A 26,995-nucleotide genomic window follows, 5' to 3' on the forward strand; every position below is an offset into this window, starting at 1 on the left:
CGCTAAAGCTTGCCTCGTATGAGGCAAAACGTTCTTGCAAAACAGCAAGAAGTCTATTATAATGGCTATGATTGTATTCAAACAAGCCTTAAAGTGACAACAATGCAAAAAATTAAGTTCGAGACTAAGTCAGAATTTCGCTCTTATGCGAGGGCAAAATTATGTACCGTGCACAATGCTTATAAGCGCGATAAAATAGTTGAAAAACACATTTTGGAGATGGTGAAGCAGGTTCGTGCACGTTCCATTTTACTCTATGTTTCATTGCCTATTGAAGCCAATACCAGAGGCATTATTGCTACATGCAGACGGAGAAAATGTAAGGTCTATGTTCCATTTATGGAAGGCGTCAGTTTCAAGATGGTAAAATGGAGATTGCCTTCACGTAGAAAAAAATTTAACATAGAAGAGCCCAATAACTCTTTTGCTGTTAAACCAAAAATTGATTTTGCGATAGTGCCTGTCATAGGGGTTGATGGGGCATTCAAAAGAATTGGTTTTGGTAAAGGGATGTACGATCGTTTTTTTGCATCGCTTGAACCTAAACCTCCAATATTATTTGTTCAAAGGGAGTTTTGTATGACACAAAGCCTTTTATCAGAAGCACATGATATTGCAGCAGATATTTATTTAACCCCCTATAAAACTATTATCAAAAGAGGGACAAATGGTCTTAGAGTCATTAGCGGTCGGTGGAGCTGCGCTAGCAAGCGGCGTTGCAGGATTTTTCATTGCAAAGAAAATGGAAGCTGCAAATTATGAGATACATGTTGCTCAAGCAAGAGCCAAAGCAAAAGCCATTGAGCATGAAGCGGAGTTAATCCTTAGTAGCAGTAATATTAAGGTTAAAGAGGCCGAATTAGAGGCAAAACGTAAATACGAAGATCGTACGATTACGCTTAAAAAAGAGCATTCTGAAAAAATGCTAGAACTTGATAAAAAAGAGCGTGTTTATAAAGATGAGCTCAAAAAAATTACCAAAGATCGTGAAGATATTCAACTCTTACAAAACAGTGCAAATTCACTTTTTGATGAGGGTCAACAACTCAAAGATGAGTATAACATTAAAGTCAATGAAGCCCTTTTAGTTTTAGAGCGTTCATCAGGCCTCACCCAAAATGAAGCCAAAGAGATCGTTTTATCTAAGGTAGAAGAGCAATCTCGCGCAGAAATAGCGCATACCGTAAGACGCCTTGAAGAAGAGGCAAAACAAGATATTAAACGTCGTGTTAATTATATTTTAGCGCAAGCAACAACCCGTTTTGCAGGCGAGTTTGCCGCAGAGCGTCTTATTAATGTTGTCAATATCAAAGATGATGAGCTTAAAGGTCGCATCATTGGTAAAGAAGGACGTAACATCAAAACCCTTGAGATGCTTTTGGGTGTTGATATTATCATCGATGATACACCTAATGCAATTATCTTAAGTAGTTTTAATCTTTACAGACGTGCCATTGCTACCAAAGTGATTGAGCTTTTGGTTCAAGATGGCAGAATTCAGCCTGCGCGTATTGAAGGAATTTATGAGAAAGTTAAAGATGAGTTTGATCAAAGCTTAACAGAAGAGGGCGAAAATATTGTTATTGACCTTGGTCTAACGAAAGTCCATCCAGAGCTTGTCAAATTGATTGGTCGCCTTAAATTTAGAGCAAGTTACGGTCAAAATGCACTGGGGCACTCACTTGAAGTAGCGCATCTTGCCGGTATTATTGCTGCTGAAACAGGTGGGGATGTACTCCTCGCAAGACGAGCGGGTATTTTACATGATATTGGTAAAGCGTTAACGCATGAAACAGCGGGAAGCCACGTTGATTTGGGTGCTGAAATTTGCCGTCGTTATAAAGAACATGATGTTGTCATTAATGCTATTTTTGCGCACCACGGACATGAAGAGCCAACATCCGTTGAATCAGCAGCGGTATGTGCAGCAGACACACTTTCTGCAGCTCGTCCAGGAGCGCGTAGAGAGGTGCTTGAGAGCTTCTTAAAACGTGTTCAAGACATCGAAGAGATCGCTAAAAGTAAGCCAGGCATTAAGCAAGTGTATGCTATTAATGCGGGTCGCGAGATTCGTGTTATTGCCAATGCAAAACTCATTAATGATGATGAAGCAGTTTTACTTGCAAAAGAGATTGCTCAAGAGATTGAGAGTAAAGTTCAGTATCCTGGCGAGATTAAAGTTAATGTTATTAGAGAACTTCGCGCTATCGATTTCGCACGCTAAACACGTTTACATGTAGAGGCAACATGCCTCTGCATGACTGCTTTTAATGGAAACATAATGCAAACACTTTATACTTTCAAACATCTTTTTCAAGAGATTAAACACTATAAAAAAGAGCTCATTTTAGCCAATCTGATCGCTTTTTTAGCCGTACTTGTGAGTACACCCGTTCCTTTGTTAATGCCAATGTTGGTCGATGAAGTTTTACTGGGTAAAAAAGGTTTTGTGACGCACTGGGTTGATGCTTTTTGGGGCGAATCAAATCCTGCTTATCTTTATATTGTTGTTATTTTAGCGATTGTTGTGGTGCTTAGGCTCTTCTTTTTTCTCTTAAATTACCTACAAACAAAACTTTTTACCATCGTGTCTAAAAATATTGCTTTCAAAATACGTAAAGATATTTTGGATCACTTAAGTCACGTGGCAATGAACCAATTTGAATTTTTTGGTTCAGGTAAAGCTGCTTCACTTCTTGTGACGGATGTTGAAACCATTGATAATTTTTTAGGTGTGTTTGTGAGTCGTCTGATTATATCGGTATTCACCATTTTAGGGGTGGGCGCTGTGCTTTTGATGATTCATTGGCAATTAGGACTTTTTATCTTAATTTTAAATCCCATTGTTATTCTTTTTACGACCAAATTGGCAAAGAAAGTAGCAAAGCTTAAAAAAGAGCAAAATAAAGCTTTTGAGCTTTTCCAAGAAGCACTTTCCGAGACGCTTGATATGTTTGTTCAGATTCGTGCGACCAATAAAGAGCGACTCTTTTTTGATAAAGTTGAGAAACATGCAGAGAGTATCAAAGAGAGTTCCATCACCTTTAGTTACAAAAGTGATGGAGCAAGCCGTCTCTCCTTTTTGATCTTTCTCTCTGGTTTTGAGCTTTTTAGAGCAGCGAGCATCTTTGTTGTTGCTTATTCAGATTTGAGTATTGGCGCAATGCTTGCTATTTTTGGTTATTTATGGGTTATGATGCCACCCATTCAAGATATTTTAAATATTCAATACACATACCATAATGCAGGTAAGGCATTGGATCGTATTAATGAGATTTTGAACTTAAAAACCGAAGAGAGAGGATTACATGTCAAGAATCCTTTTGTGAAAAATAGTACCAATGCGATTGATGTTGAAAGGGTTAGTTTTAGCTATGATGGAGGTAAGCACGTTCTTGAAGAGATCAGCCTACATATTCCAAAAGGTTCAAAAATAGCTATAATAGGTGCGAGTGGAAGTGGTAAAACCACATTGGCTCATCTTCTGGTAGGGCTTTATCCATTAGACTCCGGGGATATTTTATTTGATGGTATTTCTGTTAAAGAAATTGGACTTGATGTTGTACGAGATCATCTCTTTTTAGTGCTCCAAAATCCACAGCTTTTTAATGCCACAATGGCACAAAACCTGATGGTTGATGAGAAAACCGATAAAGCTTTAGTCTATCAAGCGCTTCAGATTGCACAGTTAGAAAGTTTTGTAGAGGAACTTCCTGATGGTATACAAACCCAAATTGGCAAGCATGGTATTAAGCTTTCAGGAGGGCAGCGACAGCGTTTAAGCATTGCTCGTATGGTGCTACAAAACCCAAATGTGGTTATTTTAGATGAATCAACTTCTGCATTGGATGTGCATACCGAGGTAAAACTCTTTAATGCGCTTGAAAGTTATTTAGATGGTAAAACAACCATTATCATTGCGCATAGACTCAGTACGATCAAAAAGGCTGATTTCATTTATGTAATGGATAAGGGAAGAATCATCGAATCTGGAACACAAGAGGAACTTATGCGTCAAGAAGGCGCATTTTATGAATATGTTGTACAAAATAGAAGGAGTAAAAACAATGAAAAAAATATGGATTAGTTTAATGATGGGTCTGTTAATGACCACAACACTTTTTGCATCCGCAGAAGAAACAGTGTTGGATTCCTCTAATGCACTTAAAAATATGATTCGTGATTCTAAGATCAAGATTCCACAAAAGGTTATTGAAACTGCACAAGCGATTGCTATTTTCCCTGGAACAATCGAAATTAGTATGTTTTTAGGTGGAAAATCAGGTAATGGTGTTATGGTTGTGCGCAAAAGTGATGGTTCTTGGAGTTATCCATTTTTTGTTAAGCTTGGTGGTGCTGGATTTGGTTTTCAACTCGGTGTTGAGAAAAAAGATATTTTGATGATTTTCGAAAGCAAAGACAGTGTCGAAAAACTTATGAACAATAAAATAACACTGGGTGTTGATGCCTCTGTAGCAGCAGGTCCTGCAGGAGAAAGTGCTGGTAGAGGAAGTGAAACAAACTTTAAATCAGAAGTCTATACCTATACAAAAACCCAAGGTGCTTTTGTAGGCGTCTCTTTCGATGGCTCGGTTATGAATCACGACTATGATCAAAATATTGAGCTTTATGGTAATAACATCACACCTGCACAAATTATTGAGTCTGATGGACTCCTTTCTTCGTATGCGATTGAGGATTTCCTCAAAGCGATACAGAAGCTGACAAGTTATTAAGGATTGATGTGGAAGATATATTAAGTTCACTCTCAACCTATGGCTATGTTATTTTATTTGCCTACTCTTTCGGTGGTGGTATGATAGCCATTATTGCCGCAGGAGTGCTCTGTTATGCTGGTAAAATGGATCTGTCAACATCGATTGTTGTTGCAGCCTTTGCCAATGTTATTGGCAGCTCCTTTTTATTTTATATGGGACGTTACAATAAAAAAGCCTTAATACCTTATATTCGCTCCCATCGAAGAAAACTTGCGCTCAGTCATATTTTAATGAAGCGATACGGTGATAAGATTATTTTTATTCAAAAATTTATCTATGGGCTTAAAACTTTGGTACCAATGACAATTGGTCTTACGAAGTATCCCCAAACTAAATTTCACCTACTCAATACAATTTCTGCCATAATTTGGGCAGTTTCTTTAGGTATTGGAAGTTTTATGGCAGGCGAGCTTTTAATGCGCATTGCTGCTTATTTCTCTGAAAATACCTTTTTAGCGCCATTGATTTTATTCTCCATTATTGGTCTTATTTGGTTTTACTTCCAAACTGCGACTAAAAAGAAGCGTTAAACATCACAAGCTTTTTTAAAACTTTCCGTAAAATATCTACGGAAAGTCTCCTTAAAAAATCTTATTGCTCAAAATAAGCATTTTTTGCTCAAAACGATTCATAAACTCATTATAGGCTTTGCGTGAGTGACTGATAGTACAGATTAAACTTTTCATTGAAGGCTCCTCTGTTTAGACTTTTTCTCGATTTATAGAAGAAGTCTATAAAATTTTCATTATTGTAATAAAATTTGAAAATATGCTATAATAATATTTCAAAATGAAATATTGGAGGATAAAATGCCAGATATTTTGAGTGTTTTGCATAAAGTAAAAGATATTCTCTCGCAAGAGTTGGGTGAGCGTAAAGTGTTTGACAAAGATGTTGCTGAAGCGCTTGGCATCAATCAGCTTACCTTAGCAACCATGAAAAACCGTGCTAAAATTCCTTATAAAGAGATTCTTGAATTTTGCGCAAAACGTAAAATATCCATTAATTGGCTTTTATTTGATCAAGTGGTAGAAAGCTTGCAAGCAGAAACCGATAAATTTGCTCGTGTTCATTATTTTAGAGATATTTATGCTTCAGCAGGTGGTGGTGCACTCAATGAAGAAGAAGAGGGTGAAATGATGTATCTTGATGATGAGATCGTTCAAAAGCTTGGTGGCATTGGGATGATTAAGCACATTCAGGCGATCAATGTTTTGGGTGATTCTATGGAACCAACACTTTTTAGCGGAGATGTTGTTTTTATCAACAAAGAGTATACCAATGCCCTAAAATCAGGCATTTATGTTGTTTCGACACCAGTAGGTCTTTTTATCAAACGTCTCCAACTTCATGCCAATGGTACTGTTGCACTGGTCTCAGATAATGAAGCGTATGCCCCAGAATTGATTAATGCGAATGATGTTCAGGTGATTGGGAAAGTGGTTGGGAAGTTGTCTGCTAATGTGTAAAAAAGAAGTTTACATGTAAAGAGTTTGGCTCTTTACATGTAAGAATATATTAGAGTTGATCTTTAATCTCGATAGTGATCATTTTATCGTTTTGAGTGATGCTATCAAGAACTTTAAAGCTCTCTTTGTCATCTTTTGCAATTGCACCAAAGACGGTATGTACGCCATCTAAGTGAGGACAATCCACAAAACAGATGAAGAATTGACTTCCTCCTGTGTTTGGACCCGCGTGTGCCATTGAAAGGGAACCTCGTTTGTGTTTACTTTTTTGACCTTTACATTCACATGCAATGTTCCAGCCAGGACCGCCAGTTCCGCGACCACTTGGACAACCACCTTGTGCCATAAAGTTCTTGATAACACGGTGGAAGATCAAGCCATCATAGAATTTATCATTGGCAAGCGTTGCGAAGTTTGCTACTGCAATAGGTGTCTCTTCAGGATTTAGCTTAATAACAATATCGCCTTTTTCTGTTTTGATAATTGCGTATTGAAAAGCAGCCAATTGCTCTTTAGTGTAGTCGTATGTTTTTAGTTTGCTCATGGTATGAAGCCTTTTTAAGTGAATTAAGGTTGGATTATAACAAGCGATTCCTATAAGCTCTATTAACTCATTTTTTTAGTCACAATACTTGACCCTGTCACGAGATTTTTAGGGTAAAGTGGGTTTAATGGAGGAGGCGACGAAATGACGATACGCTGTAGCACATCAAGCTTTTGATGCTCTTTTGCAAATTCAACCAAAAGTTTATCCATAGGGAAAAATTTGAGGTATGTTAAGAAAGACTTCTCCCAATCTACGGTTTCATTCCTTTCATGTTGGGCATCTTGGAGCTGTGCAATATACATTTTTCGTATAATATTGGAAACATTTTGCTTACAAATAGCAATTTGCATATAAGGCTCAATGTTACTATAAACCTTGGCATATTCTTTGGCATTAATGAGTACCATTTGTTGTGTGTGGAAAGATTTTTTCATCTCTTCAAGTTCTTCAACAAGTGCGTAGTGACTTTGGAGTTGGAATTGATCTTGCGTTCGTACAGCTTCGAAGAGCATTTTATGTGTTACTTGGTGTTCGAGAATAAGTAACGCTTTTGAGACTTCTTTGAGTCGGTTGGCTTGGTTTTGGTACGGTTTAAATTGATGCAAAATATCAGACAAGATAAGCGCCTGCTTGTAATTTTTTTCTTCTAAATATTTCACAATTTCATGCTGTAAACGCTCTGCGACTTGCAATACTTTTTGGTAGAGTGGTGTTGATTCTAGAAAGATATTTTGTGCTACGAGCCTAAAATAGAAGTTAAAGTTTTTCTCTTTGACTGAATTTTCTGCCATTGTAAAAATACCTGAGCGTTTAAGCATGTTCTCGATGATAGGTTTTTTTTCTTCAACGTCTAAAAAATCTCGCAAACTCTCTTGCGCCACATCTTTATTTAAAAGGGGTTCACGTGCGAGCAAAATTTGCGCTTTTTGAAGGTTTTTATTCCAAAGCGACTCTAATTGTGAAAAGAGAGAACTTTGTCTCAGTTCTGGTTTGAGCTTAACAAGATCATAGGCAGGTACATATTTTATACTTCTAATATAACGATGAAGTGCCATAATATCAGGCTGAAGTTCTTCAATTTCTTTAAATTCCAGTTTACATTTTGGGTGGAATAAAAAAGGCTCTGCGATTTTTTGCGCCTGTGCAATATCGCCACGGGAAAGCAAATTCACAATAGTCTCTTTTTCTTCAAGCCAATATTCATAAATCTTTTTTGTCTCACGGTGTGACATCAAAAAAATGTTCTTTTGAAAGATTAAACATGCCTCTTTTATTTTTTTGAGTTTGATGTATGTGATGAATTGTTCTTCAAATTCACGGTGGTTGTAAAAAAGTAGTTCGCCCGTTTTAAACCCCATAATAAAATATTTTTGTGTTCGAGAAAGCGTTGTTACACCATCATAAGGGAGTTTGACGTGGTATAAAATATCAAGTGTTTTAACATAAACAGCAAATAAAATGGATTCTCGTGTCCCAATATAGATAAATTTTTTGCTATGAGAAAGTACCATAACTGACGGCCAGACATTGTGGTCAAGTACCTTTTCGAGAATGACTTTACCTCGCATGAGATCAATTTTGATGACCTTGCCACCTCGCGTAATAGCAAGGAGTGTCTCTTCATCCAAAAAGGTCATCATTTCAATCACATCATCTAATTTTTGCTCAAATGCAATGCTAAAACTGTTGATTTTATAGACAACGAGTTCATGTGAAAAAGAGGCATATGCTGCACGCTTATACTCCTCAGAAATTGCTACCGCACTGATGACATCACTCGTTATAGGCAGTTCTGATTGGATAATGCCATCTTCTGGACTAATAATGTAACTTCTTCCTCGTTCATTGCCTGTGATGAGAAATTGGTCATTTTCACTAAAAGCAGCTTTACTAACGATTTCATTTTTATTGAAATGAAAAGTACTTACAGGGTTACTATCGAAGCGTGTATCGATGACATTTTCGATGTTGTTTTTGGCAAAAGAGATATAGGCTAAATGATTACCAACACTGAAAGGGCGCTTGTAATAATCAAAAAGCGTGTGTGTATAAGTGTTGCAAAGTGGCATGTTTTGATTGATTCGGATTTGATTGAGATCAATCGTATGCAGGTATGCTTGGTTGTCTATGATTTGTAGGGTAGATTCATCTGCAACACTCGCATAGGAGATTGCTGAATGAAACGTTATCTCTCTTGAACTTGGCAACATAATTCAAAGTCCTCTTCTTTGACGATACAGACTAAAAATTTGTTAGGTTCATAGTCGCTTATTCTTACCAATACAGTTAGGATGTGACCTATAGACTTCACAGATCCTTTAAACGTAATGTCTCCATTGTATGGCCAGTTGTCTTTGATCTCTTCGATGTTCTGAAACAAGTCCATCTCTTCAAAATCGATTAACTCTTTGAGTTGTAGGGCTTGAGTTGTAAGTTTACTCAGTAAACTCTCTTCAATATGATTGCTGACAATCTCTTCAAAAAGTTTGTTGTAGTTTTTAAATGTCAGATCATTTCCTACGATTGCAGAAGGGAAGGGGATATATTTTAAAAGTTCATCTTCTTTGACACACATCGCCAAATTAAGATTTTCATTTGTCGTTACTTCTTGATGTTTATATAATTCTGTAAGATCTTGAATGATCGTTATGTATTCTAAAGTTTCACCCTGTGCGTCTAAAATAGGTACAATTGTCTCATAATGATACAGAGGCTCTAACGTATGGGTTTGGCTGAGTACAAGACCTTGCCATGTTTTTTTCGCTTGAAGCATTGCCCAAATTTCATCATAAAGTGAGGCATTGTTAGAAGGATGCGCGATGACCTTGTCACTTTGACCTATAATTTCCTCTTTGGTGTAGCCTGTTTTGTGACAATAATTTTCATTGATATCCGTAATAATGCCATTTTTATTAGTGATGACAACCATGGTGGCTTTATCAAGAGCCTCTTTGTAGGCATTGAGTATGGAATTTTTTAGGTCGATTGATTGCGCTTGCATGTGCGTAAATTTTTTGAGTTTTTCATTAGCAATTTCTAAGTCATATTTGTATTGATTCATCGCTTTTTCATTGTAGATATGTTCTACAATCGTATAAAGGACGCTTAGAATTTGATCACTCTGAATGGGTTTAGTAATAAAATAATTGACACCGAGATTGATAATTTTAACTAGATATTCACTTTCATTGTGTGCGGAAGTAACAAGAATAGGTTGCTGTGGGTAAAGTTTTTTGATGTTTTCAATCATTTCAATGCCATCCATCTCAGGCATACGAATATCCGTAATGACAAGATGGTAATGGTTTTCTGCAAGTTTTAGAAGTCCTTCTTTTCCATTGCTTGCAAGCTCAACATCTGAAAAAATATCACTTAGAAATAAACTTATCTCTTCACGTAAAGATGGATCATCTTCGACGTATAAAACTTTAAGCTCTTTACTCCACGCAATAAGCTGGTCGATCGCATTTTGCATTACGACTCTCCCTATGAATTTTAAGAGTTTATTATATACTTTAGGCGTTGTATTTGTGTTGTATTTTTTGCTATACTTTGATAAATATGCGGTATTAAGGGCAAATCTACTCATTGAGGAAATCAAAGTGCGTGAATCGTTATCTTTACTCCTTGTGGAAGACGACATCTCTTTAAATGAAGAGCTTGGCATTTTTTTGTCTGATTTTTTTGATACGATAGATTCGTTTTATTCGGCTGAAGAAGCTTATGCAAAATACCTTACTGCTTCGTATGATTTAGTCATTACGGACATTCAACTTCCCCATCAAAATGGTCTTGCTTTAGTAGAAAAGATTAAGAAAAAAAATCCCTCCCAAATGGTTATAGTCATTTCTGCTTATAAAGAGGTAGATTATTTTATTAAAAGCATTGACCTTGGCATTTACAGTTTTCTTACCAAACCTTTTGATTCTCAATTGCTCATTAATACGATGATTAAAGCAACCAATCAACTTCAACATAGCAAGACAAAATTAGACTCGTCGATGGTACTTTTACATGAAGGTGTGAATTTTGATCTGAAAACGAGAAGTTTATATGTCAAAGGTGTGCTACAAGAATTAACGACAAAAGAGGAGCTTTTACTCTTTATTTTAGTCAAAAATGCAAATACTTTTGTGAGAAATGAACAGCTCGCTCAAGAAATATGGCAAAGTGATGAAGTGAACAATTCTACGCTAAGAGCTCTTGTAAAGCGGTTACGCGATAAACTTGACTATGATGAGTGCATCGTCAATCTAAAAAATAGAGGCTATAAGCTTACAGCGCAACTTTTATAGGAAGTATCTCTAGTGGGGCATTGAAAAAATAGCCTTGGGAAAAATCTACACCCAGTTTTTTGACCATTTCAAATTCTTCTTTAGTTTCAACAAATTCTGCAACGACTTTCATACCAATTTTTTTTGCCATCGAAGCAATGGACTCTACGATGTCTTGATTACGCAAATTGGTGTCAATTCCTTTTATAAACTGTCCATCGATTTTGAGAAAGTCCACCCCCATATTTTCCAAACGGTTAAAGTTCGAACGATCACTTCCAAAATCATCAAGGGCAAGAAGATACCCCATCTCTTTGAGGACTTTTAAATTGCGAAGGGGAACATGGTTGCTATCACTGATAATAATATCTTCCAAAATTTCAAAAGTAATCAATGCCGGATCAATGTTGTAGATCTTTTGTTTGGTTTGTAAAAAGTCAATAAATGTTTGGTTCAAAAGGTCTTCATTGGTGATATTAATTGAAAAGGCTATCTCTTTTCCTGCAAAGATTTTAAAGGATTTATTGATCATCATGCGTGTGAGATTGCTCATAAGCCCACTGCGTCTTGCTGCTTCTAAAAAATTTGCAGGTGAGATGATTTCCCCATCATCTTCAATACGCGCTAGACATTCGTATCTGACAACCTGACAGGTATGATTATCGACAATAGGCTGAAAATACGGTATGACACGATCTTCCTCTAAAGCTATACGAAATTTCTGAATCCATGTGGTTTCAATTTTAGTGCGTGCGTGAAACGTATCTTGCGTGTTGTAAATGTTATATTGGTTTGGAATACCACGCATACGAGCTTCTCTAAGCGCTATACGTGCATTTGGAAGCAGTAAAGACGTAAACCTATCCGTTGTGATACCGCATGATAAGGTAATATAAACAGGTTGTTCTTCGTATTCACCAATAGGGGTTTCCCTAAAAAAGGCTTGGATTTGAATAGCGACAAATTCAGGATTGATAATTTGTGGATCAAAAATAATGACAAATTCATCTGAGTTATAACGGTAAAGATGGACATCAGGAGAGAGGTTAAATTGTAAAAATTCACCCACTTTAAAAAGTGCTTCATCGGCAAAGTCCGCTCCGTACGTTTGATTGATATAGCTGAAATTATCAATATTGTAGAGCATAATTGTTAGAAAGCGATCTTGGGAAAAATTATCTAAAAAACTATAGAGCATGTTGGCATTTTGCAGTTTTGTCACTTTGTCTATGGTCAAAAAATTGTGTACGAGTTGAGAGTTTTCTGCAAGTTGTTTGGTTTGTTCGTCAATTTTTTGTTGCATATTTGCTTGCTGAAATGCTTTATCATGTTGATCTTTTACCAATAAAGAGACTTTATAGAGTGTTTCAATGAGTTGATCAAAGTCGATTGGTTTAAGCAAGTATCCACTTATATTGCTACGAATTATTTCTAAAAAATACTCTGTTTCGTTATGTGCTGACACAACAATGATGGGTTGTGTTGGATTGAGTAATTGAATATTACGAATAAGATCCATGCCATTCATTTGTGGCATATTAAGGTCAGTAATGACAATATCATAATGATTGGGGCGCTCTTTATAGTAGCTGAGTGCTTCAATTCCATCACTTGCTTCGTCAATTTCATGGAAAAGATCGCGCAGTAGGGCTACCGTATTTTCGCGCAATACAATATCATCTTCAGCGTATAAAATACGTAAAGGTGATGTAAGGCTGACAAGATCGGTAAGGCTAATTTGCACTATGTTCTCCGCTAATTTTAATAAATGTTGTACCCTAGGCTTTGATTATAACGAGGGTGTTTTCTTTATAGGGTGTTAAGCGATATGGTACCATTTTCTATCTTTTTTGAGTATAGAATCTCGAACATTTTTACTAACCTTCTTTGAGCTTAATGGTAAATTTAGCACCATTCTCTGCATTTGTAGCTAAAATCTCACCACCACAGTGTTCTTCGATAATGGTTTTTGACATATAAAGTCCAAGCCCTGAACCATTTTTTTCACTTTTAGTTGAGAAATAGGGTTCAAAAATATGCGGTAAAACATCTTTTGAAATACCTCCTGCATTATCTTCAATGCTAATTGTCTGCCATGTGTCTTCTTTGTCTATTGTAATTAAAATATGAGCATCGTGTATTTTACGTTCTTTAATGACATCTTCTGCATTTTTGAGAATATTGAGAATGACTTGCGTGACTTCATTGGCATACGTGAAAATTTCATAGGTAGCATGTGTTTCAACTTTGATGGTAATACCATTAATTTCTAAAGCTTTGCCAATGATTTCAAGGGTGCGGTTAACCAGTTGTGAAAGCGTGATACTCTCTTTTTGCTTGTTGGGCTTGAAGAAATTGCGAAAATCATCAATAGTATGGGTAAGAAACTGAACATAAGATTCAATTTTGCTCATGGCTTCACTGATAAATTGTTGGCTTTCTTCTCGTCCTTTTTGTGTTGTGTAGTCAAAACGGTTAAGCGTTATTTTGAGTTTAATGGATGCCGATACTGCTGAGATTGAGCCTAAAGGTTGACGCCATTGATGGGCGATCATACTGATCATCTCGCCCATTTGGGCAAGGCGAGACTGCTGTAAAATATGTTGATCTTTTTCCCTATTTTTATGTACTTCTTCTTCTATACGTCTTTCTAATGTTTGATTGATCTCTAAAAGTTCAAGATGGTTTTTACATGCTCGTACAGCGTTCTCAAGTTTAGATTGAAATGAGACAATGATGGCTTTGATGAGTTCAAGTTCACCCGTAGATGCTTGAAATACAAAAACGATCCAGTCCTCTCCAATCTTAACATGTAAAAGAGATTTACCACTGTTATCATCGTAGCTAATGGATTCATTTTTCATAAGAGCATGTGGAGGCAGAAAAAGCTCTTTATAGGCCTTCTTACCTTGAAAGCAGAGTTGCTTATGACTTTTTGAATATTTGTCATAGTCCCAATAAATGGAAGCTAAAGCTCCTGTTTTTCTTGAAAAAACTTTGAGAAAATGCGCCATCATCTCTTCAAGTTGAAGTGATGTTCCTATGGCACTGACACACTCAAAAGTGATTAAAAGTTGTTCGTTGAGTTGTTGCATGAAAGACTCCTACGACACATTAAAAAATATCTATAAGATTATCATAAAGATGCTGATATAGCATATCTTAAAGTGTACCAACAACACAGGTATTGTTGTAAAATTCAATGCCCTCTTGATTGTCATTGGCGATCTCTCCAAGACTTATGACTCCCCAAATAATGGTTTTTTTATCAAACACTTTGCTAATCGCATGTACCTCTTCTTTAAAATATGTGTCTAAGAGTGCATATCGTGAAAGGCAATCGACTAAAAATACGGATTGGATTGTTTCATCTTCTTTATCGGATCTAGAAATTTCGGCTGCTTCTGTAGCTGCTTGAAGCAGGTCTTCTTTTTCACCTTTTAGAATAGATAAAACAGAGTTTTCATCAAGTTTTCCAGCCAAAGATAAATTGGTACCATTGGTAGTCATTGGTTCTCTTACAAGAAAATCTTTATTATATCGCACGATACCGAGTGGATAGCGTTGAGAAATTTTAAAAAATGGGGTACTCTCAAAGCGCATATCGCTGTCTTTTTCAATCGCTTCTTTATAGACACTGAAAGCATCTTTATAATTGATTTTTTCTAAAAGGTTGCCTTTACATGTTGTTGCGATAAAAGGTCCAAAAAGAGAGTTCCAGCCATGTTTAACACCAATACCAATGGTACTTGATGAGGTAATAATGATAGCAGCATTCATATAAAAGCGGTATGTATCAAAAATAACAGGCTCTTGAATAAGGCATGTTTTACCAGCTCCACCACCGATTAGCTTTGCATTTTCGGGTAAGAGCGAGTAAATTGCTTCTAGAAAGTCGGCTATTTGTGTCGAAAATCCATCGACAATCGTCAAAACAGAGTTTGTCTCTGCTGTGGGGTGAAGTTGGTATGGGTTGTCCATATCGATAATTTGGAGTGCAGCTTTTGGATTGAGTTTTGCAACGATAATGCCACTAGCATAGGTTTTATCTTTGAAAACCACTCGTGGGAAAATAGCGCCACATAAACTCACATCTTCGTATTTTGGCATTTCTAAAAAAGGTGTCTCTTCTGCAATGAGCAGTAAATATGAGCCTTTTTTTAGCTTTACATGTAAATCCTCAATGCGTTTAACGAAAGAGATGTGATCAAACATGATGGACTCCAAAATTTTTCTAAGACACATTTTATACTAAAAGTGTGACAAACGCGTTGTAAAATCTCTATAACGCATTTTTTAGAATGACGAAATAAAACAATAATCTTGAGTTTAAACTTTGACCAGTGGTTCACAAAGGGCTTTAGATGCTTGGATGAGTACATCAGGCGCAAGACAAAGTTGAATCCCACGAAGTCCAGCACTCACATAAACTTTGACATGATCTTTGATAGAACTGTCTATAAATGTGGGGTAAGCTTTTTTCATTGCAAGGGGAGAACAACCCCCTCGAATGTAGCCTGTCAATCCTAACAACTCTTTGACTGCCACGAGTTCACAGCGTTTTACTTTTGCAACTCTGGCTAAGGCTTTGAGGTCAATTTCAGCAGCAGCGGGGATACATGCAACGACGATATGTTTTGCATCATCACGAGCTACCAGTGTTTTAAACACGCAAGATGCATCAACCCCAAGCGCTTCTGCTGCATGTGTAGCGCTGAGGTCTTCTTCATCAACTTCATACGATGTCATCTCGTAAGGAAGTTTGAGCGTGTCTAAAAAGCGTGCGGCATTGGTCTTTTTCAGGCTCATTTATCTACCTTTTTATATGTAGTCTTGACACCCAAAAGATTGGTTTCAATACTTTTATCACCTGTAATGTAGAAGGTGACACTTGTATTGGTTGAAGGATCCATAACAACAACTTTAGTATCATCAATGTTGTATTTAACCATCGTTGTGACATTAAGTGCTTGTACTTTTTCTTTTGTAAATTCTATATCGCCCACAGGTAAGAAGATATTTTTACCCTGAGGTCGCCATTTCCCAATGATTGGGTTGGGTGTTTCTCGTAACGCAAGTGTCATTATAACGGAACCAATGATGGCTACTGCAACACCCACAATAATTTTAGGGTGATGCTTTGGATTCCAGTCACGTTCTTTCATGCATTGGCGCATTTTTTCTAAGACAGATTCTCTTGAGGGATTATTTTTAGGGGAAACACGTGGCTCTTGACGTGGGTTTGTCTGCTCAAACATCTGTTCTTCCACTTCAAGTTGACGAAAAAACTCATCTTCATCTGCTTGGTTTAAAGGGTCTTTGAGTGTTTTTCTTTTGTTTTTGAGAAGTTTATCAGGATCCATATAATCAAGTGTTTCATCTTCTTTGACTTCAAAAAATTTCATAAATTTAGAAAACATTGCATACCTTATTCGTTAATCTCTTGTATCTGAAAGTATAACATGTGATTCTTTTAACGACGATGAGAGCGGATTTTAAACTTGATAGGGTGAATCAAATCACAAGATTTTGTAAAATGCTATAATAGATGAATACTTCAGTGTAGATAAACTTGAATAAGGCTTTTGATGCTTCAGGATGAAAAAAGAGCGAGAAAAATGAGAACAAATACAACAAATTCTTCTAAAAAAACAATAACGCCACGAACAAAACGCTCACGTGCGCAAAAAAGCTCTAAACGTCCTTCATTGCTTTTAAATTTACTGGGAAGTTGTGTGGTTATTGCCCTTGTCGCTTTTGGCATCAAGTATGCCATCGATCATACGATGAACTATAATCCTTTGTTAGGTAAATGGAGAGCTCAAACAGTTTTAGGCATTATGGAAATAGAGTTTGACCGTAGCAGTATGTCCTCATTCGGTACAAAAAATCCTGTCACATATGATGTTTCAGAGAATAAAGTCATAGTCATTGATGATACAATTAAAATAGGCAATACCTACAAAATTGTCGATGAAAATACTATTTCTACCGAATCAGGCGGGTTTAAAACGATCTATAAAAGAGTGAAATAGCGCTTAATCAATGGGTCGTATGACAACGCTAAAAGGCATATTGTTGTGTTTTTGACTTGTCGCACCGCTGATTGTAAATGTGTTTTGAACTTCATCAAATAGATACTCTTGATAGCGCTGTGAAAACCCTGTATGGTACTTATGTGAATCTAACTCACTGATCGTGATGGTATCAACATACTCTGGATTGTTCAGATAAAACGTAACGGTCGCTATTGTGGATTCTACAAGATCATGATTAATGTAATAATTGACTAAAAATTTCTCTTTGCCATTTCCTAGAGTATATGTAATTTCATTTTTATCTAAGAAACCTTTCATCATCTCATTGCCTTTTTCAACCATTCAATCCCTCTTCATTTTCATTTTGACGTGTTAATTCTATATCTCATCGTTTGTATTTTATCTTAAATATTCTGGTTAAGAAAATATAGTTAGAAGAAAAAAAATAAAATATACTTTTTGCTATATATAATGTAAGTAAAATAGCACTCAAATCGTGAAATCGGTTTAGTGCATTGGTGAAAAAATTGATAGTCTAGAAAGTATGATGAATGAAAATTTTTTGTGGGAAGGAAAATAAAATGAAGATACTGGTTGCGGGAGCCGGACTTGAACCAGCGACCTTCGGGTTATGAGCCCGACGAGCTACCAACTGCTCTATCCCGCGACGGAAAATGTTAAAAGGTGGATGGGGTGAAGGGATTCGAACCCCTGGATGCTGGTACCAAAAACCAGTGCCTTACCGCTTGGCGACACCCCAATGCCTTTAACGAGGTGAAATTATAGTCATTTTTAATTTGTTTGTCAAGGGTAATTTACTATAATCCATATAAATTATTTTTTGGAGCAAAAAATGCCTATACAACGCGTCAAACAAGCAATAGAAGATATTAAGCACGGCAAAATGGTTATGATGGTCGATGATGAAGACCGAGAAAATGAGGGAGACCTTGTTTACGCAGCAACATTCTCTTCACCAGAAAAAGTCAATTTTATGGCGTCTGAAGCCAAAGGTTTGATTTGTGTTTCTATCAATGAAGAGATCGCGAAACGTCTTGATCTTACACCTATGGTAAAAAACAATGACTCTCAACACGAAACAGCGTTTACGGTTTCAGTAGATGCGCGTGTCTGTTCTACGGGTATTTCAGCGTATGAGCGTGACATTACCATTAAAATTCTTGCGGACTCTTTGAGCCGTCCTTCTGAACTGGTAAAACCTGGTCATATTTTCCCTCTCATAGCACGTAAAGGTGGAACATTGGTTCGTACTGGGCATACAGAGGGTTCAGTTGATCTTTGCCGTTTAGCAGGCCTTAGCGAAGTTGCCGTGATCTGTGAAGTTATGAAAGAAGATGGGCATATGGCACGACGTGATGATCTGGACCTTTTTTGTAAAAAACATGGTATTAACATCATTTACATCTCTGATATCGTGGCATATCGTATGCAAGCAGAGTCATTGGTACGTGAAGTTGCTTCGGGTCTTGTGGAATTTTTTGGCTCACAAGCTCGTAAAATTGACATGGTTGACCACGAAGGCAATCATCATATCGCATATGCGTTTGGCGAAATCAGTAAAACAAGTGCCGTAAAATTCCACCACATTTTGCCAGACAATGAACTTTTAGCAAACGATAAAAAATTTCAAGGTGTTTTAAAAGCGATTGATTATCTTAAAGCGAATAATGGTCTTTTTGTCTTTATTGACAGTGAATATACCACCAACCCAGAACTACGTGAGTTTGGTATTGGCGCTCAAATTTTGAAGAAACTAGGTATTGAGAACATCAACTTACTTTCAACCACTAAGCGCAAAGACTATATTGGGTTGTCAGGGTTTGGGCTTAATATTAACCAAGAGATCGTTCTCTAAATCTTTACATGTAAAGGGTGTGCATGGATTTTTTCCTTCTTTCAGCGTTGGTACTTTTAGCGGTAACTGCCATCATGGTAACCATCTCTAAACATATGGGGCTTGGCTCTATTTTGGGATTATTGATTGCTGGAATTATTGTAGGTCCTCACACACCCGGACCTATTGTTACAAGCGAAGTTGAAACGTTACGCCATTTTACGGAATTTGGTGTTGTTTTACTGCTTTTTGTCATTGGGCTTGAGATGCAACCTGCAAAGCTCTGGTCGATGCGTAAAGAGGTTTTTGGCTTAGGTTCACTGCAAGTCATCGCTTCTGGTGTTGTGCTGGGTCTTTACATGAATTTTTTTGTGGAAAGCATAGGTGTTGCCATGCTTTTGGGCTTTACACTTGCTCTTTCTTCAACTGCTTTTGTCATGCAGATTTTGCAAGACAAAGGAAAACTCAACACGGAGCATGGTAAAAATGCTTTTGCGATTTTACTGCTTCAAGATTTAGCGGTTGTGCCACTTCTTGCTGTGCTTCCTTTACTCTCAAGCCAACAACAAACATCAGATACTTCGTGGTGGATAACGCTATTGAATGTTTTGGCTATGTTTGCATTACTTGTTGCTTTTGGTCGTTACATCATTCCTAAAGCGCTGGATAAAGTGGCAAAACAACGCAATAAAGATGCTTTTTTGCTCTTGACACTGCTTAGTGTTGTGCTCTCAGCCTATCTTATGAAACATGCGGGTCTTTCGATGGCGCTGGGTGCTTTTTTGATGGGTATGTTTCTTTCTACATCACGCTATAGCTTTCAAATTGAGTCCAGCCTTGAGCCTTTTAAAGGTATCTTGATGAGCCTTTTCTTCATTGCTGTGGGTATGTCGATTGATTTTAAAGCGATTATGAACGATCCGTGGGTTTTTAGTGAGCATGTTGTGGTCATTTTAGTGCTGAAATCGTTGGTTATTTTTGCCTTGATGCTTGCTTTTGGAGCGAGTAAAAGTGGGGCTATCAAACTGGCATTTTTGCTCAATCAAAGTGGTGAGTTTGGGTTTGTTCTCTTTGGTGCGGCAAAGGCACTGGGTATCATCAACGATCAGCTCTTTGTTGTGGGCATCGGTGTTATTTCTATCAGTATGCTGCTCACGCCTGTTTTGTATAATTTTGGCTGTTCCCTTGCGAACAGGCTTGCCAATGTTTCGCAATTTTCCTACTTCAATACCGATAATGCGAGTATGGAGCAAAAAGTCGTGGTTGCAGGTTATGGTAGTACGGGAAAAGTGATTGCGAAGATGCTTAAAAGCAGTGGCATTCCGTTTATGGTTTTTGACATTAACACGAACGAAGTGGAATTGGGGCGCAAAGAGGGGTTTCCTGTCTTTTTTGGAGATATTACAGACTTAAAACTGCTGAGTACCATCAAACTTGACCAAGCTTCGATGATAATTGTATCGATAGACCATAGTTTAAACGCGATTAAAGTGGTGAAGCATATCAAGGAAAACTACGCGCATATTAAGATTTTAGCGCGCGCTTTAGACATCAAAGCCATGGATAAAATGCTGTTGGCAGGTGCAAGTTGGGTCATTGCTGAGACACTGGAGAGCAGTATTCGTACAGGTGAAGAGGCATTAAGTCAAATGGCAGTTCCAACTGATGAAATTGCTGTCTTACTGGAAGCATTGCGCAAAAATGAGTATGAACTTATCCGTGAGATAACCAAAGAAAAATAGCAGTATTCCAAGCGCATTGAGCGGTAATTTATAAGCCTAATTTAGGGACTTTTTGAGAACAACACGCTTTGCGTATTTCAAAAAAACTTTTCGTGTGTGAGCCTAATTCTACAAGCTCATTTTGGGTTTCGAGTGCATTGTATTCTGCAAGGAAAAGTAGGTCTTCCATCAATTTTTGAAGCGTCTTAATCTCTTCAAGTTGTGTTTGCAATATACGTGTATACTCTTCTTTCGAACGCTCTTTGCGGAGTGCTATCTCGATCTCACCACGCATAATGGTCAGAGGCGTTCGCAGTTCATGTGACGCATTTGTATTGAACTCTTTTACCCCACGAAAGCCCTTTTCAAGGCGATCTAGCATTTCGTTAAACGCACTAGCCAGATGGTTTATCTCATCATTGTAGGGGCGTTGTTTGATGCGCAAAGAGAGGTCTTTGGGTGTTATGGCTCTGATTTCTTGAAGCATACTGTGTATGGGTTGGAAGTATTTATGCACCAAAAGATACCCTCCGAGGCTGGAAAGAATCAAGATAAATGGGTCTAAAACCCACATGCGTGTTAAAAAGTGTTCTATGGCTTCGTGCGTTTGCATTGTGCTTGAAAGAGTATCTTGCAGATTGTGTTCGACGTTGAGGAAAAGTGCATAGTTAAAACTTGCTAAGATGAGGGTTTGAATGGCAAGGTACCATAACAATAATTTCACTTTAATGCTCTGCATATGCATCCTTTAAGGTTATAACCACAACTTCACTTGGTACACAAAAACGAAAGTCAACGCCCCAACTGCCGTACCCTGTTGTGACGAAGATTTGGGTTTTGCCTTGGCGGTGTAAGCCTTGAAGGTAGGGCTGAAAAAGCTTTACAATGTAGCCAAAAGGGTAAATTTGACCACCGTGTGTGTGACCGCTCAGTTGCAAATCAATCGGAAAATCTTTTGTGAAACGAATGTCTTTTGGCTGATGTGCCAGCAAAATGGAAGGTACTTTGGTATCAAGCTTCAAGAAGAGCTCTTTTTCATGGCGATGGATGCCAAAGTATCTGCTAAACGCGTCACTGAGTCCTGCCAGTTGAAGTGACTCAGCGCCTCTTTTTAGGGTTATGATGCGGTTATCTAAGAGTATAAAGCCAAGTTTTGAGACCTCGGAAGCAAGTATTTTTCGTGCGTAAACGAGGTCATGGTTTCCACTGACAAAATAGACAGGATGTTTGATGTGGCTTAGAATTTCAAGCTGAACGTGTATTTTTGAAGTGAAGTCATCAAAAAGATCGCCCGTAAGAGCGACCATGTCGATGTTCATTTCATTGATCTTTTCAACCAAATTTTCAAGCGCCCTCAGAGGCGTTTTAGCGTTGATATGTAAATCGCTGAGATGTACAATGGTAAAATTTTCAAAAGATATTGGAAGCTTCTCTATGGCTACGTTTATCCTTTTTAAGTTTAGCCTACCATACGCTTTTTCAAACATTATGTCCTCTTTTAATTTTTCGCTAAAGCAAGGTCATAAGAGATGACTACTTCATCGCGTACACTTAAGAAAAGAAGGGTTGGAGGCTCAATGCCAAAGTCTGACATTTTGATGCTAAAACCACCTTTGAGTTTAAGAAGGTTGTCTTGTTCAATGATATCCGCTTTGGTGTCAATCTCTTTGGTCTGTTTATTGAGTGAAAGCACACCGACAAGATGGTAGCCATCTACCTCTTTTTTCACCTCTTTAATTTTAAAGTTTGTGCTTGGATGCTCTTTTGCGTGTAATGCTTCATACATGTGTTCATCGCGCTTTTCATTTTCACTTTTGAGCGATAAAAGCTCCAACGAAATGTCTCCTTTAAGGGATTCAGGAGTGGTGTCTATGCTTAGTTTTGTAAGTATATTACTGCTTTTAGGCGCAATATTGCTATCGCCTAAGATCTCTGTTTGCGCCTGAATGAAACCCTCTTTATAATGAAGATCACTGGCAAATGATGCACTGGAAAGAAGTGATGTGGCAAGTACTGCCAAAGCGATTTTACTGAACATTGTTAATCCTTTTTTGAGAAGTTTGATAGAAAAAATTGTAGATTTCACGGCACAACAGTGCACAAATCATCACAACACCTACATAGGTGTAACCTCCTAAGGCGCTCATCAGCCCGCCACCGCCTGCGATCCAGCCTGTAAAGACCATGATCATGCCAAGAAGCCTAAGATTGCCAAGGCGAGAGAGCCTTTTCATAATGACAAAGTTATAGTACGAAATGACAAACGGATAGACCATGCTAAGAAGCACCGCTTCACGCGCTGCGTAGAGCATATAACTCATAGCAAACAAGAGCACGATAATAAACGAATGATGCTCCTTAAGTGTGTCACGCAGAAAGTACGCAGCAGCCATTCCCACCACGTGAAAGACTAAGATGATGTGCCATGTTTCAGCTCTCCAAATGGAGATGTCGCTGCTACGTGAGAGTGTTTCAAACAAGTTGGCATCCAAAAATGCCCACACCGCCATCGATAAAACCGCATAGATGCTAAGACGCTCAGATTCAATCTCAACAATGTGCTTTGGCAAAAGATGAATAAAAAAGCTACATGCCAAAGCAATAAATGAAAGCGCAATGGCGAGATTGCCTCTTAAAATTGGCTCGTAGGTAAAGAGCGCTGTGGAGAGCGCATAGGTCAAACCAAGGGCTACAGCGATCTCCGTGTAACGCCCTCGTGTTAGCTTAATAAGCAGTGGTGCGCTCATCCCCAAACTTATACCCAAAATCCCCAATATAACAAGGTTCATAGAAGGGTAAAAGAGTGAACAAAAGGCTTGAAGCGCTATGAAAAAGCTGATCTTTTTTTGGTCGTTGTCCAGTATGCCAAAAGAGCGATACACCAGTAAACTGCCCAAAACACCACCCAAAGGGAGTGTGAAAAAGGCTTGAATGTCCGAGTGAAACACTTCGACGATGCCTGTTTGTGCGATGAGTAAGTAGTAGCAAAACTCACTCGCGACAAAGAGCGTAAAAAGGGCATTAAACATAAAGTCTCCTTTGTAATTTTGCTTGAAAGATGATGTACACACACGCAAAAACAAGGTCATAAACGGCGATAAGCATGGCTTCGATGCCTAGTTGATGGGCAAGATAAAGCGATAAAAACATAGCAGAGACGGCGATACGGTTAAACGCACTTATTTTAGCAAGAATCAGTGCATTTGAAGGTTGGGTTAAACCAAAGAGATGAATAATTCCCGTGGTCATCATAAATGCAAAGACAACGTACTCGTACTTTCCTTCAAAGCCAAAACCTAAAAGCGGGTAGAGTGTAGCAGCAAAAACAAACAAAAAAATACCACCCAGTGCGTCAGAGAGAAAGCCCGTAAGATGGTAAAGTCTTAAGGTGTTTGGTTTTTCGACACTAAGCCCAAATTCTGGGTAGAAAAAGAGGGTGGTCACTAAAACTATGAAGAGACCGCACACCATACGAATCGTCCATAAAAGGTTGATGTCCGCTTTCATAAAGCCCGCTTCCATAAGCCCTGCCATAGAAAGAGCAATGAGCATAAGCGTAAATCCAAGTGTGTAAAAGAGGCTAAAGGCGGTTTGATTCATTTTTTTCAAGTACGGCGATACCACTGCCATCGCCATAAAAAAGATGCCCACACCCATGGCAATGTGTGCGTGTGCTACCACGAGGTCATTGCGATGAAACAACCAACGAATCGAAGGAATAAACAAGATGTTACCCTCAATGTCAACAAATAAAAAGGAATAAACAGCAATGACAAGAAATGGACTGTTTTTAAACGTAATGTTCGCATCACTAAGCCATTTGATAAGCAGAGGCACAAAACAAAGGGTGAGGTACTGAAAAAACCACTCTTGGTTGTACGTAAGCTCACCGATGAAAATGCGATGCGCCACAGAAGCGATGTAACCTACAAGAGGGATAATCCACATGGCATGGTACTTCGCCACAAAATTCTCTTTGGCATGCAGTTTGATAAGGAGATAAAAAATAGGAATGAGGGTGTAACTCATACCCAGAGTATTGTCTCCATGTGGGCCTACGATGGTTTTCTCTACTTGCCCAATGATGGGGTTCATCAGCACTAAAAGTGCGATAGGCGAAGCGATGACAAGGTATAAAGAGACTTTGATCCACAGTGGTATAACCTTGTACTCTTTGATGTAGTCATACAACGCCAAGATGTAAAAAACACCTGAAAACGCAAGGATAAAGTTAAGCTCATACGCAAAGTCATAAAAGACGAGTCCTCTGTGAACGCCCATCAAAAGGCTAACGGTCATAAAGACTAAAAAGATGCACCAAAGGGTAAAGTAGATTTTTAGTTTTTCAAGTCCTTTTTCACTGTGGATGTTCTCTTTTTCCATCAACACAAACGGTAAAAAGGAGAGCATCAACGGTACAAAACCATACAGCATCAACGAGACATGCACACTTCTCGCATTCACGGCTGAGAGCGTGGAAGATGGCAGAAAGTGCCCTAAAAGGTTGAGTGAATACTCAAAGCCAAATGCCAAACCAAGCACTAAAAAAAGTGAGCTTATAGCAAAGGCTTTTTGTATAAAACTAGAGAATTTTTCCATCTTTTACCTCGATAATTTTGTCTGCATACTCGGATACATTGCGGTCGTGCGTTGCGATGATAATGGTCGTGCCACTTTTGGAGAGCGTTTTAAAAAGCTCATAGATATTTTGCGAATTGTGTGAGTCTAGGTTTCCTGTTGGCTCATCGGCAAAGATGATTTTCGGTGAGTTCACCAAAGCCCTAACAATGGCAGCGCGTTGACGTTGTCCACCTGAAATCTCGTCGGGGTATTTGTCTTTGATGGCTTCGATCCCACATTGTTTAAAAAGCGTGTCGATGTAGCTACTCTTTTTGTTAATCGCCGCAAGCTTGATGTTCTCTAAAATCGTTAAATACCCGATGAGGTAGTGAAACTGGAAGATAAACCCCACCTCTTTTTGACGAAACGCATCGATGTCTTTGATGAGTGTGTAGGCTTTTCCCTCAAAGAATAACTCGCCTTTACTAGGGCGTAGTAGGGATGAGAGAATGGAAAGCAGGGTGGACTTTCCACTACCGCTTTCTCCTACGATGGCGATAAAATCGCCTTTGTTGGCTTCAAAGTTGACGTTATCGAGCGCAACGTCGTTTTTGTAAAAATGGCTAATGCCACCTGCTTGAAGGATCATAGTGCTCCCCTTTGAATGAGGATGATCGGGTCGATCTTTGATGCGCTATACGCTGGTAATAGTGCGCCTAAAAGTGCCATAAATAGGGAGAAACAAAAGACCGTGATGATCGTCTCTATGCTAAGTTCACCATTCACATAGCCTTGAAACTTCTCGATATGTGCGATCATAAAAAGTAACGCTTTGGAGAAGAGAAGCGCTGAGATAAAGCCAACACACGTGATGACAAACGTCTCGCCCACGACCATGGTCATAATAAAATTAGACGACTTACCGATAGCTCTTAAAATGCCAAACTCACTTCTTCGCTCGTTAATCGTAATGCTGATGAGGCTGGCAATGCCAAGTAGTCCCATCAAAAATGCCACCGCACTGATGACGTTGGAAGAGGTCTCAATGATCTTGAATTGGTTGTAATTTTCCACAAACTCATGTGTGGTTTTGGCTTCGATGTCAGAACTCAGTGCACTGATGTGTTGCATCAATGCATTTGCGTCGGTGTTTCGCTCGATGCTTACCAGTAAGATGGACGCCTCTTTGTTGAAGATAGCACTGGCATCTTCACGGTTCAGCACAGCACCACCATCTTCAAAGCCCACACCATTTTCAAAGATGCCTGAAACGGTGAAGGTTTTGTTCGAAATTGAGACAAATTTAGGCGAATGAAGTCTTGCATTGATATTTTTTCCTAGAATGACTTCGCCTTTTTTAGGGTAAACACCATCAGTTAGGGCATAGGTTTTAAAGCGGTTTTCACTTACGCCGTAAATGGCAGCGATAGGAAGGTCATTGATAGGGCTAGCACCTAAAATGAGCGCATAGACCTCTTTAACACCTGTGATTTTTTGAATGGGAAAAGTGAGCGAAGCGTTGACGTCACTGAAAAAGGTATCGGCGATTTTGGCTTGCGTGACAATAATGTCACCCTCTGTTTTAAGCATAGTGGAGTACATACCGATGATGCCACGAGAAATGGAGGTAATCATAAAAATAGCCATAATCGCAACGGTAATGCTCGTATAAATCAAAAAGGTTTTAAAGCGGTTTCGATTTAGCGCTTTAAAGAAAAGTGAAATCAATAGAATTCCTTTTACGTTATATTTT

General features: G+C 38.3%; 26 protein-coding genes and 2 tRNA genes. 10 read left to right on the forward strand and 18 right to left on the reverse strand.

The genetic code is table 11. The features are described 5' to 3' along the window. The first annotated feature begins 18 nt into the window (after window positions 1–18). The 6 genes from V7Q04_RS04795 to V7Q04_RS04820 all read left to right on the forward strand — a co-directional run bounded on the left by V7Q04_RS04795 (window position 19) and on the right by V7Q04_RS04820 (window position 6,247). Entirely contained in the window at window positions 19–762 is a 744-nt protein-coding gene (locus V7Q04_RS04795) for a 5-formyltetrahydrofolate cyclo-ligase (RefSeq protein ID WP_333803788.1), read from the forward strand. Further along, entirely contained in the window at window positions 668–2,224 is a 1,557-nt protein-coding gene (gene rny, locus V7Q04_RS04800) for a ribonuclease Y (protein ID WP_333803789.1), read from the forward strand. Before V7Q04_RS04795 ends, rny begins: the two co-directional genes overlap by 95 nt. A 57-nt stretch (window positions 2,225–2,281) precedes the next feature. Further along, window positions 2,282–4,087, forward strand: coding sequence for an ABC transporter ATP-binding protein (locus V7Q04_RS04805; protein ID WP_333803790.1), 1,806 nt, complete (start codon window positions 2,282–2,284; stop codon window positions 4,085–4,087). Beyond that, the gene (locus tag V7Q04_RS04810; protein WP_333803791.1) at window positions 4,068–4,736 is read left to right on the forward strand and encodes a lipid-binding SYLF domain-containing protein; all 669 of its coding nucleotides are present in this window, start codon (window positions 4,068–4,070) and stop codon (window positions 4,734–4,736) included. Before V7Q04_RS04805 ends, V7Q04_RS04810 begins: the two co-directional genes overlap by 20 nt. A gap of 8 nt (window positions 4,737–4,744) precedes the next feature. Next, window positions 4,745–5,308: a DedA family protein gene (locus tag V7Q04_RS04815; RefSeq protein WP_333803792.1), complete on the forward strand. Its 564-nt coding sequence runs from the start codon at window positions 4,745–4,747 to the stop codon at window positions 5,306–5,308. Window positions 5,309–5,587: 279 nt separating this feature from the next. Next, on the forward strand, window positions 5,588–6,247 hold the full coding sequence (locus V7Q04_RS04820; protein ID WP_333803793.1) for a LexA family transcriptional regulator: 660 nt from the start codon (window positions 5,588–5,590) through the stop codon (window positions 6,245–6,247). 49 nt (window positions 6,248–6,296) lie between these two features. Here V7Q04_RS04820 and V7Q04_RS04825 read toward each other — a convergent pair whose 3' ends face one another. The 3 genes from V7Q04_RS04825 to V7Q04_RS04835 form a co-directional block, all read right to left on the reverse strand. Next, on the reverse strand, window positions 6,297–6,791 hold the full coding sequence (locus tag V7Q04_RS04825) for a peptidylprolyl isomerase (protein WP_333803794.1): 495 nt from the start codon (window positions 6,789–6,791) through the stop codon (window positions 6,297–6,299). Window positions 6,792–6,853: 62 nt separating this feature from the next. Then, on the reverse strand, window positions 6,854–9,004 hold the full coding sequence (locus V7Q04_RS04830; protein ID WP_333803795.1) for a WD40 repeat domain-containing protein: 2,151 nt from the start codon (window positions 9,002–9,004) through the stop codon (window positions 6,854–6,856). Beyond that, the gene (locus V7Q04_RS04835) at window positions 8,980–10,269 is read right to left on the reverse strand and encodes a response regulator (protein ID WP_333803796.1); all 1,290 of its coding nucleotides are present in this window, start codon (window positions 10,267–10,269) and stop codon (window positions 8,980–8,982) included. Before V7Q04_RS04835 ends, V7Q04_RS04830 begins: the two co-directional genes overlap by 25 nt. Window positions 10,270–10,396: 127 nt before the next feature. On the opposite strand from V7Q04_RS04835, the gene V7Q04_RS04840 reads away from it, so the two are divergent. After that, window positions 10,397–11,089 (forward strand): response regulator transcription factor, encoded by a 693-nt coding sequence (locus V7Q04_RS04840; protein WP_333803797.1) that lies wholly within the window; start codon window positions 10,397–10,399, stop codon window positions 11,087–11,089. On the opposite strand, the gene V7Q04_RS04845 is transcribed toward V7Q04_RS04840, so the two are convergent. From V7Q04_RS04845 to V7Q04_RS04865, 5 genes are all read right to left on the reverse strand, one after another. Then, the gene (locus tag V7Q04_RS04845) at window positions 11,070–12,812 is read right to left on the reverse strand and encodes an EAL domain-containing protein (protein ID WP_333803798.1); all 1,743 of its coding nucleotides are present in this window, start codon (window positions 12,810–12,812) and stop codon (window positions 11,070–11,072) included. The genes V7Q04_RS04840 and V7Q04_RS04845 overlap by 20 nt on opposite strands. A 133-nt stretch (window positions 12,813–12,945) precedes the next feature. Next, a complete protein-coding gene (locus tag V7Q04_RS04850) occupies window positions 12,946–14,163 on the reverse strand; it encodes a sensor histidine kinase (protein WP_333803799.1) in 1,218 nt (405 codons plus the stop codon). Between the two features lie 67 nt (window positions 14,164–14,230). Then, window positions 14,231–15,283, reverse strand: a complete 1,053-nt coding sequence (locus V7Q04_RS04855) for an FIST signal transduction protein (RefSeq protein ID WP_333803800.1) — start codon at window positions 15,281–15,283, stop codon at window positions 14,231–14,233. 114 nt (window positions 15,284–15,397) lie between these two features. Then, window positions 15,398–15,877 carry a Cys-tRNA(Pro) deacylase gene (ybaK, locus tag V7Q04_RS04860; protein WP_333803801.1) on the reverse strand — a complete coding sequence of 160 codons (480 nt, stop codon included), beginning with the start codon at window positions 15,875–15,877 and terminating at the stop codon, window positions 15,398–15,400. Continuing rightward, on the reverse strand, window positions 15,874–16,488 hold the full coding sequence (locus V7Q04_RS04865) for a hypothetical protein (protein WP_333803802.1): 615 nt from the start codon (window positions 16,486–16,488) through the stop codon (window positions 15,874–15,876). The genes ybaK and V7Q04_RS04865 overlap by 4 nt, the downstream gene beginning before the upstream one ends. Before the next feature lie 198 nt (window positions 16,489–16,686). Here V7Q04_RS04865 and V7Q04_RS04870 point away from each other — a divergent pair, with 198 nt between their 5' ends. Further along, on the forward strand, window positions 16,687–17,103 hold the full coding sequence (locus V7Q04_RS04870) for a hypothetical protein (protein WP_333803803.1): 417 nt from the start codon (window positions 16,687–16,689) through the stop codon (window positions 17,101–17,103). Window positions 17,104–17,106: 3 nt separating this feature from the next. On the opposite strand, the gene V7Q04_RS04875 is transcribed toward V7Q04_RS04870, so the two are convergent. From V7Q04_RS04875 to V7Q04_RS04885, 3 genes are all read right to left on the reverse strand, one after another. After that, window positions 17,107–17,448, reverse strand: coding sequence for a hypothetical protein (locus V7Q04_RS04875; RefSeq protein WP_333803804.1), 342 nt, complete (start codon window positions 17,446–17,448; stop codon window positions 17,107–17,109). A 249-nt stretch (window positions 17,449–17,697) separates the two neighbouring features. After that, a tRNA-Met gene (locus tag V7Q04_RS04880) sits at window positions 17,698–17,773 on the reverse strand. An 18-nt stretch (window positions 17,774–17,791) separates the two neighbouring features. Next, window positions 17,792–17,866, reverse strand: a tRNA-Gln gene (locus tag V7Q04_RS04885). 93 nt (window positions 17,867–17,959) lie between these two features. Between V7Q04_RS04885 and V7Q04_RS04890 the strand changes: the two genes are divergently transcribed. Together V7Q04_RS04890 and V7Q04_RS04895 are read left to right on the forward strand one after the other, a co-directional pair. Continuing rightward, window positions 17,960–18,982 (forward strand): bifunctional 3,4-dihydroxy-2-butanone 4-phosphate synthase/GTP cyclohydrolase II, encoded by a 1,023-nt coding sequence (locus V7Q04_RS04890; protein ID WP_333803805.1) that lies wholly within the window; start codon window positions 17,960–17,962, stop codon window positions 18,980–18,982. Between the two features lie 23 nt (window positions 18,983–19,005). Continuing rightward, window positions 19,006–20,703, forward strand: a complete 1,698-nt coding sequence (locus V7Q04_RS04895; protein WP_333803806.1) for a monovalent cation:proton antiporter-2 (CPA2) family protein — start codon at window positions 19,006–19,008, stop codon at window positions 20,701–20,703. 28 nt (window positions 20,704–20,731) lie between these two features. Here V7Q04_RS04895 and V7Q04_RS04900 read toward each other — a convergent pair whose 3' ends face one another. Genes V7Q04_RS04900 through V7Q04_RS04930 form a run of 7 tightly spaced genes read right to left on the reverse strand, consistent with a single transcriptional unit; the run spans window position 20,732 to window position 26,970 of the window. Then, complete coding sequence (locus V7Q04_RS04900) at window positions 20,732–21,421, reverse strand: histidine kinase dimerization/phospho-acceptor domain-containing protein (protein WP_333803807.1); 690 nt, start codon at window positions 21,419–21,421, stop codon at window positions 20,732–20,734. Next, entirely contained in the window at window positions 21,408–22,169 is a 762-nt protein-coding gene (locus V7Q04_RS04905) for a metallophosphoesterase (protein WP_333803808.1), read from the reverse strand. Before V7Q04_RS04905 ends, V7Q04_RS04900 begins: the two co-directional genes overlap by 14 nt. An 11-nt stretch (window positions 22,170–22,180) precedes the next feature. Then, the gene (locus V7Q04_RS04910) at window positions 22,181–22,720 is read right to left on the reverse strand and encodes a YceI family protein (protein WP_333803809.1); all 540 of its coding nucleotides are present in this window, start codon (window positions 22,718–22,720) and stop codon (window positions 22,181–22,183) included. Then, window positions 22,710–23,711, reverse strand: a complete 1,002-nt coding sequence (locus tag V7Q04_RS04915) for a hypothetical protein (protein WP_333803810.1) — start codon at window positions 23,709–23,711, stop codon at window positions 22,710–22,712. Before V7Q04_RS04915 ends, V7Q04_RS04910 begins: the two co-directional genes overlap by 11 nt. Continuing rightward, window positions 23,704–25,281, reverse strand: coding sequence for a cbb3-type cytochrome c oxidase subunit I (locus tag V7Q04_RS04920; protein WP_333803811.1), 1,578 nt, complete (start codon window positions 25,279–25,281; stop codon window positions 23,704–23,706). The genes V7Q04_RS04915 and V7Q04_RS04920 overlap by 8 nt, the downstream gene beginning before the upstream one ends. Beyond that, on the reverse strand, window positions 25,265–25,891 hold the full coding sequence (locus V7Q04_RS04925; RefSeq protein ID WP_333803812.1) for an ABC transporter ATP-binding protein: 627 nt from the start codon (window positions 25,889–25,891) through the stop codon (window positions 25,265–25,267). Before V7Q04_RS04925 ends, V7Q04_RS04920 begins: the two co-directional genes overlap by 17 nt. Next, window positions 25,888–26,970, reverse strand: a complete 1,083-nt coding sequence (locus V7Q04_RS04930) for an ABC transporter permease (RefSeq protein ID WP_333803813.1) — start codon at window positions 26,968–26,970, stop codon at window positions 25,888–25,890. The genes V7Q04_RS04925 and V7Q04_RS04930 overlap by 4 nt, the downstream gene beginning before the upstream one ends. Window positions 26,971–26,995: the final 25 nt, after the last annotated feature.

Origin of the sequence: Sulfurospirillum sp. (assembly GCF_036802865.1) — a bacterium.
In the GTDB taxonomy this organism is placed as follows: Bacteria; Campylobacterota; Campylobacteria; order Campylobacterales; family Sulfurospirillaceae; genus Sulfurospirillum.

Bases quoted from the DNA above. Each gene is read 5' to 3' on its own strand.
- V7Q04_RS04855 (WP_333803800.1), bottom strand. From the start codon at position 15,283: ATGTTTGATCACATCTCTTTCGTTAAACGCATTGAGGATTTACATGTA.
- ybaK (WP_333803801.1), bottom strand. From the start codon at position 15,877: ATGAGCCTGAAAAAGACCAATGCCGCACGCTTTTTAGACACGCTCAAA.
- V7Q04_RS04870 (WP_333803803.1), top strand. From the start codon at position 16,687: ATGAGAACAAATACAACAAATTCTTCTAAAAAAACAATAACGCCACGA.
- V7Q04_RS04910 (WP_333803809.1), bottom strand. From the start codon at position 22,720: ATGTTCAGTAAAATCGCTTTGGCAGTACTTGCCACATCACTTCTTTCC.
- V7Q04_RS04905 (WP_333803808.1), bottom strand. From the start codon at position 22,169: ATGTTTGAAAAAGCGTATGGTAGGCTAAACTTAAAAAGGATAAACGTA.
- V7Q04_RS04850 (WP_333803799.1), bottom strand. From the start codon at position 14,163: ATGCAACAACTCAACGAACAACTTTTAATCACTTTTGAGTGTGTCAGT.
- V7Q04_RS04925 (WP_333803812.1), bottom strand. From the start codon at position 25,891: ATGATCCTTCAAGCAGGTGGCATTAGCCATTTTTACAAAAACGACGTT.
- V7Q04_RS04830 (WP_333803795.1), bottom strand. From the start codon at position 9,004: ATGTTGCCAAGTTCAAGAGAGATAACGTTTCATTCAGCAATCTCCTAT.
- rny (WP_333803789.1), top strand. From the start codon at position 668: ATGGTCTTAGAGTCATTAGCGGTCGGTGGAGCTGCGCTAGCAAGCGGC.
- V7Q04_RS04900 (WP_333803807.1), bottom strand. From the start codon at position 21,421: ATGCAGAGCATTAAAGTGAAATTATTGTTATGGTACCTTGCCATTCAA.
- V7Q04_RS04865 (WP_333803802.1), bottom strand. From the start codon at position 16,488: ATGTTTTCTAAATTTATGAAATTTTTTGAAGTCAAAGAAGATGAAACA.
- V7Q04_RS04825 (WP_333803794.1), bottom strand. From the start codon at position 6,791: ATGAGCAAACTAAAAACATACGACTACACTAAAGAGCAATTGGCTGCT.
- V7Q04_RS04805 (WP_333803790.1), top strand. From the start codon at position 2,282: ATGCAAACACTTTATACTTTCAAACATCTTTTTCAAGAGATTAAACAC.
- V7Q04_RS04895 (WP_333803806.1), top strand. From the start codon at position 19,006: ATGGATTTTTTCCTTCTTTCAGCGTTGGTACTTTTAGCGGTAACTGCC.
- V7Q04_RS04915 (WP_333803810.1), bottom strand. From the start codon at position 23,711: ATGTTTAATGCCCTTTTTACGCTCTTTGTCGCGAGTGAGTTTTGCTAC.
- V7Q04_RS04920 (WP_333803811.1), bottom strand. From the start codon at position 25,281: ATGGAAAAATTCTCTAGTTTTATACAAAAAGCCTTTGCTATAAGCTCA.
- V7Q04_RS04820 (WP_333803793.1), top strand. From the start codon at position 5,588: ATGCCAGATATTTTGAGTGTTTTGCATAAAGTAAAAGATATTCTCTCG.
- V7Q04_RS04810 (WP_333803791.1), top strand. From the start codon at position 4,068: ATGAAAAAAATATGGATTAGTTTAATGATGGGTCTGTTAATGACCACA.
- V7Q04_RS04875 (WP_333803804.1), bottom strand. From the start codon at position 17,448: ATGGTTGAAAAAGGCAATGAGATGATGAAAGGTTTCTTAGATAAAAAT.
- V7Q04_RS04890 (WP_333803805.1), top strand. From the start codon at position 17,960: ATGCCTATACAACGCGTCAAACAAGCAATAGAAGATATTAAGCACGGC.
- V7Q04_RS04835 (WP_333803796.1), bottom strand. From the start codon at position 10,269: ATGCAAAATGCGATCGACCAGCTTATTGCGTGGAGTAAAGAGCTTAAA.
- V7Q04_RS04795 (WP_333803788.1), top strand. From the start codon at position 19: ATGAGGCAAAACGTTCTTGCAAAACAGCAAGAAGTCTATTATAATGGC.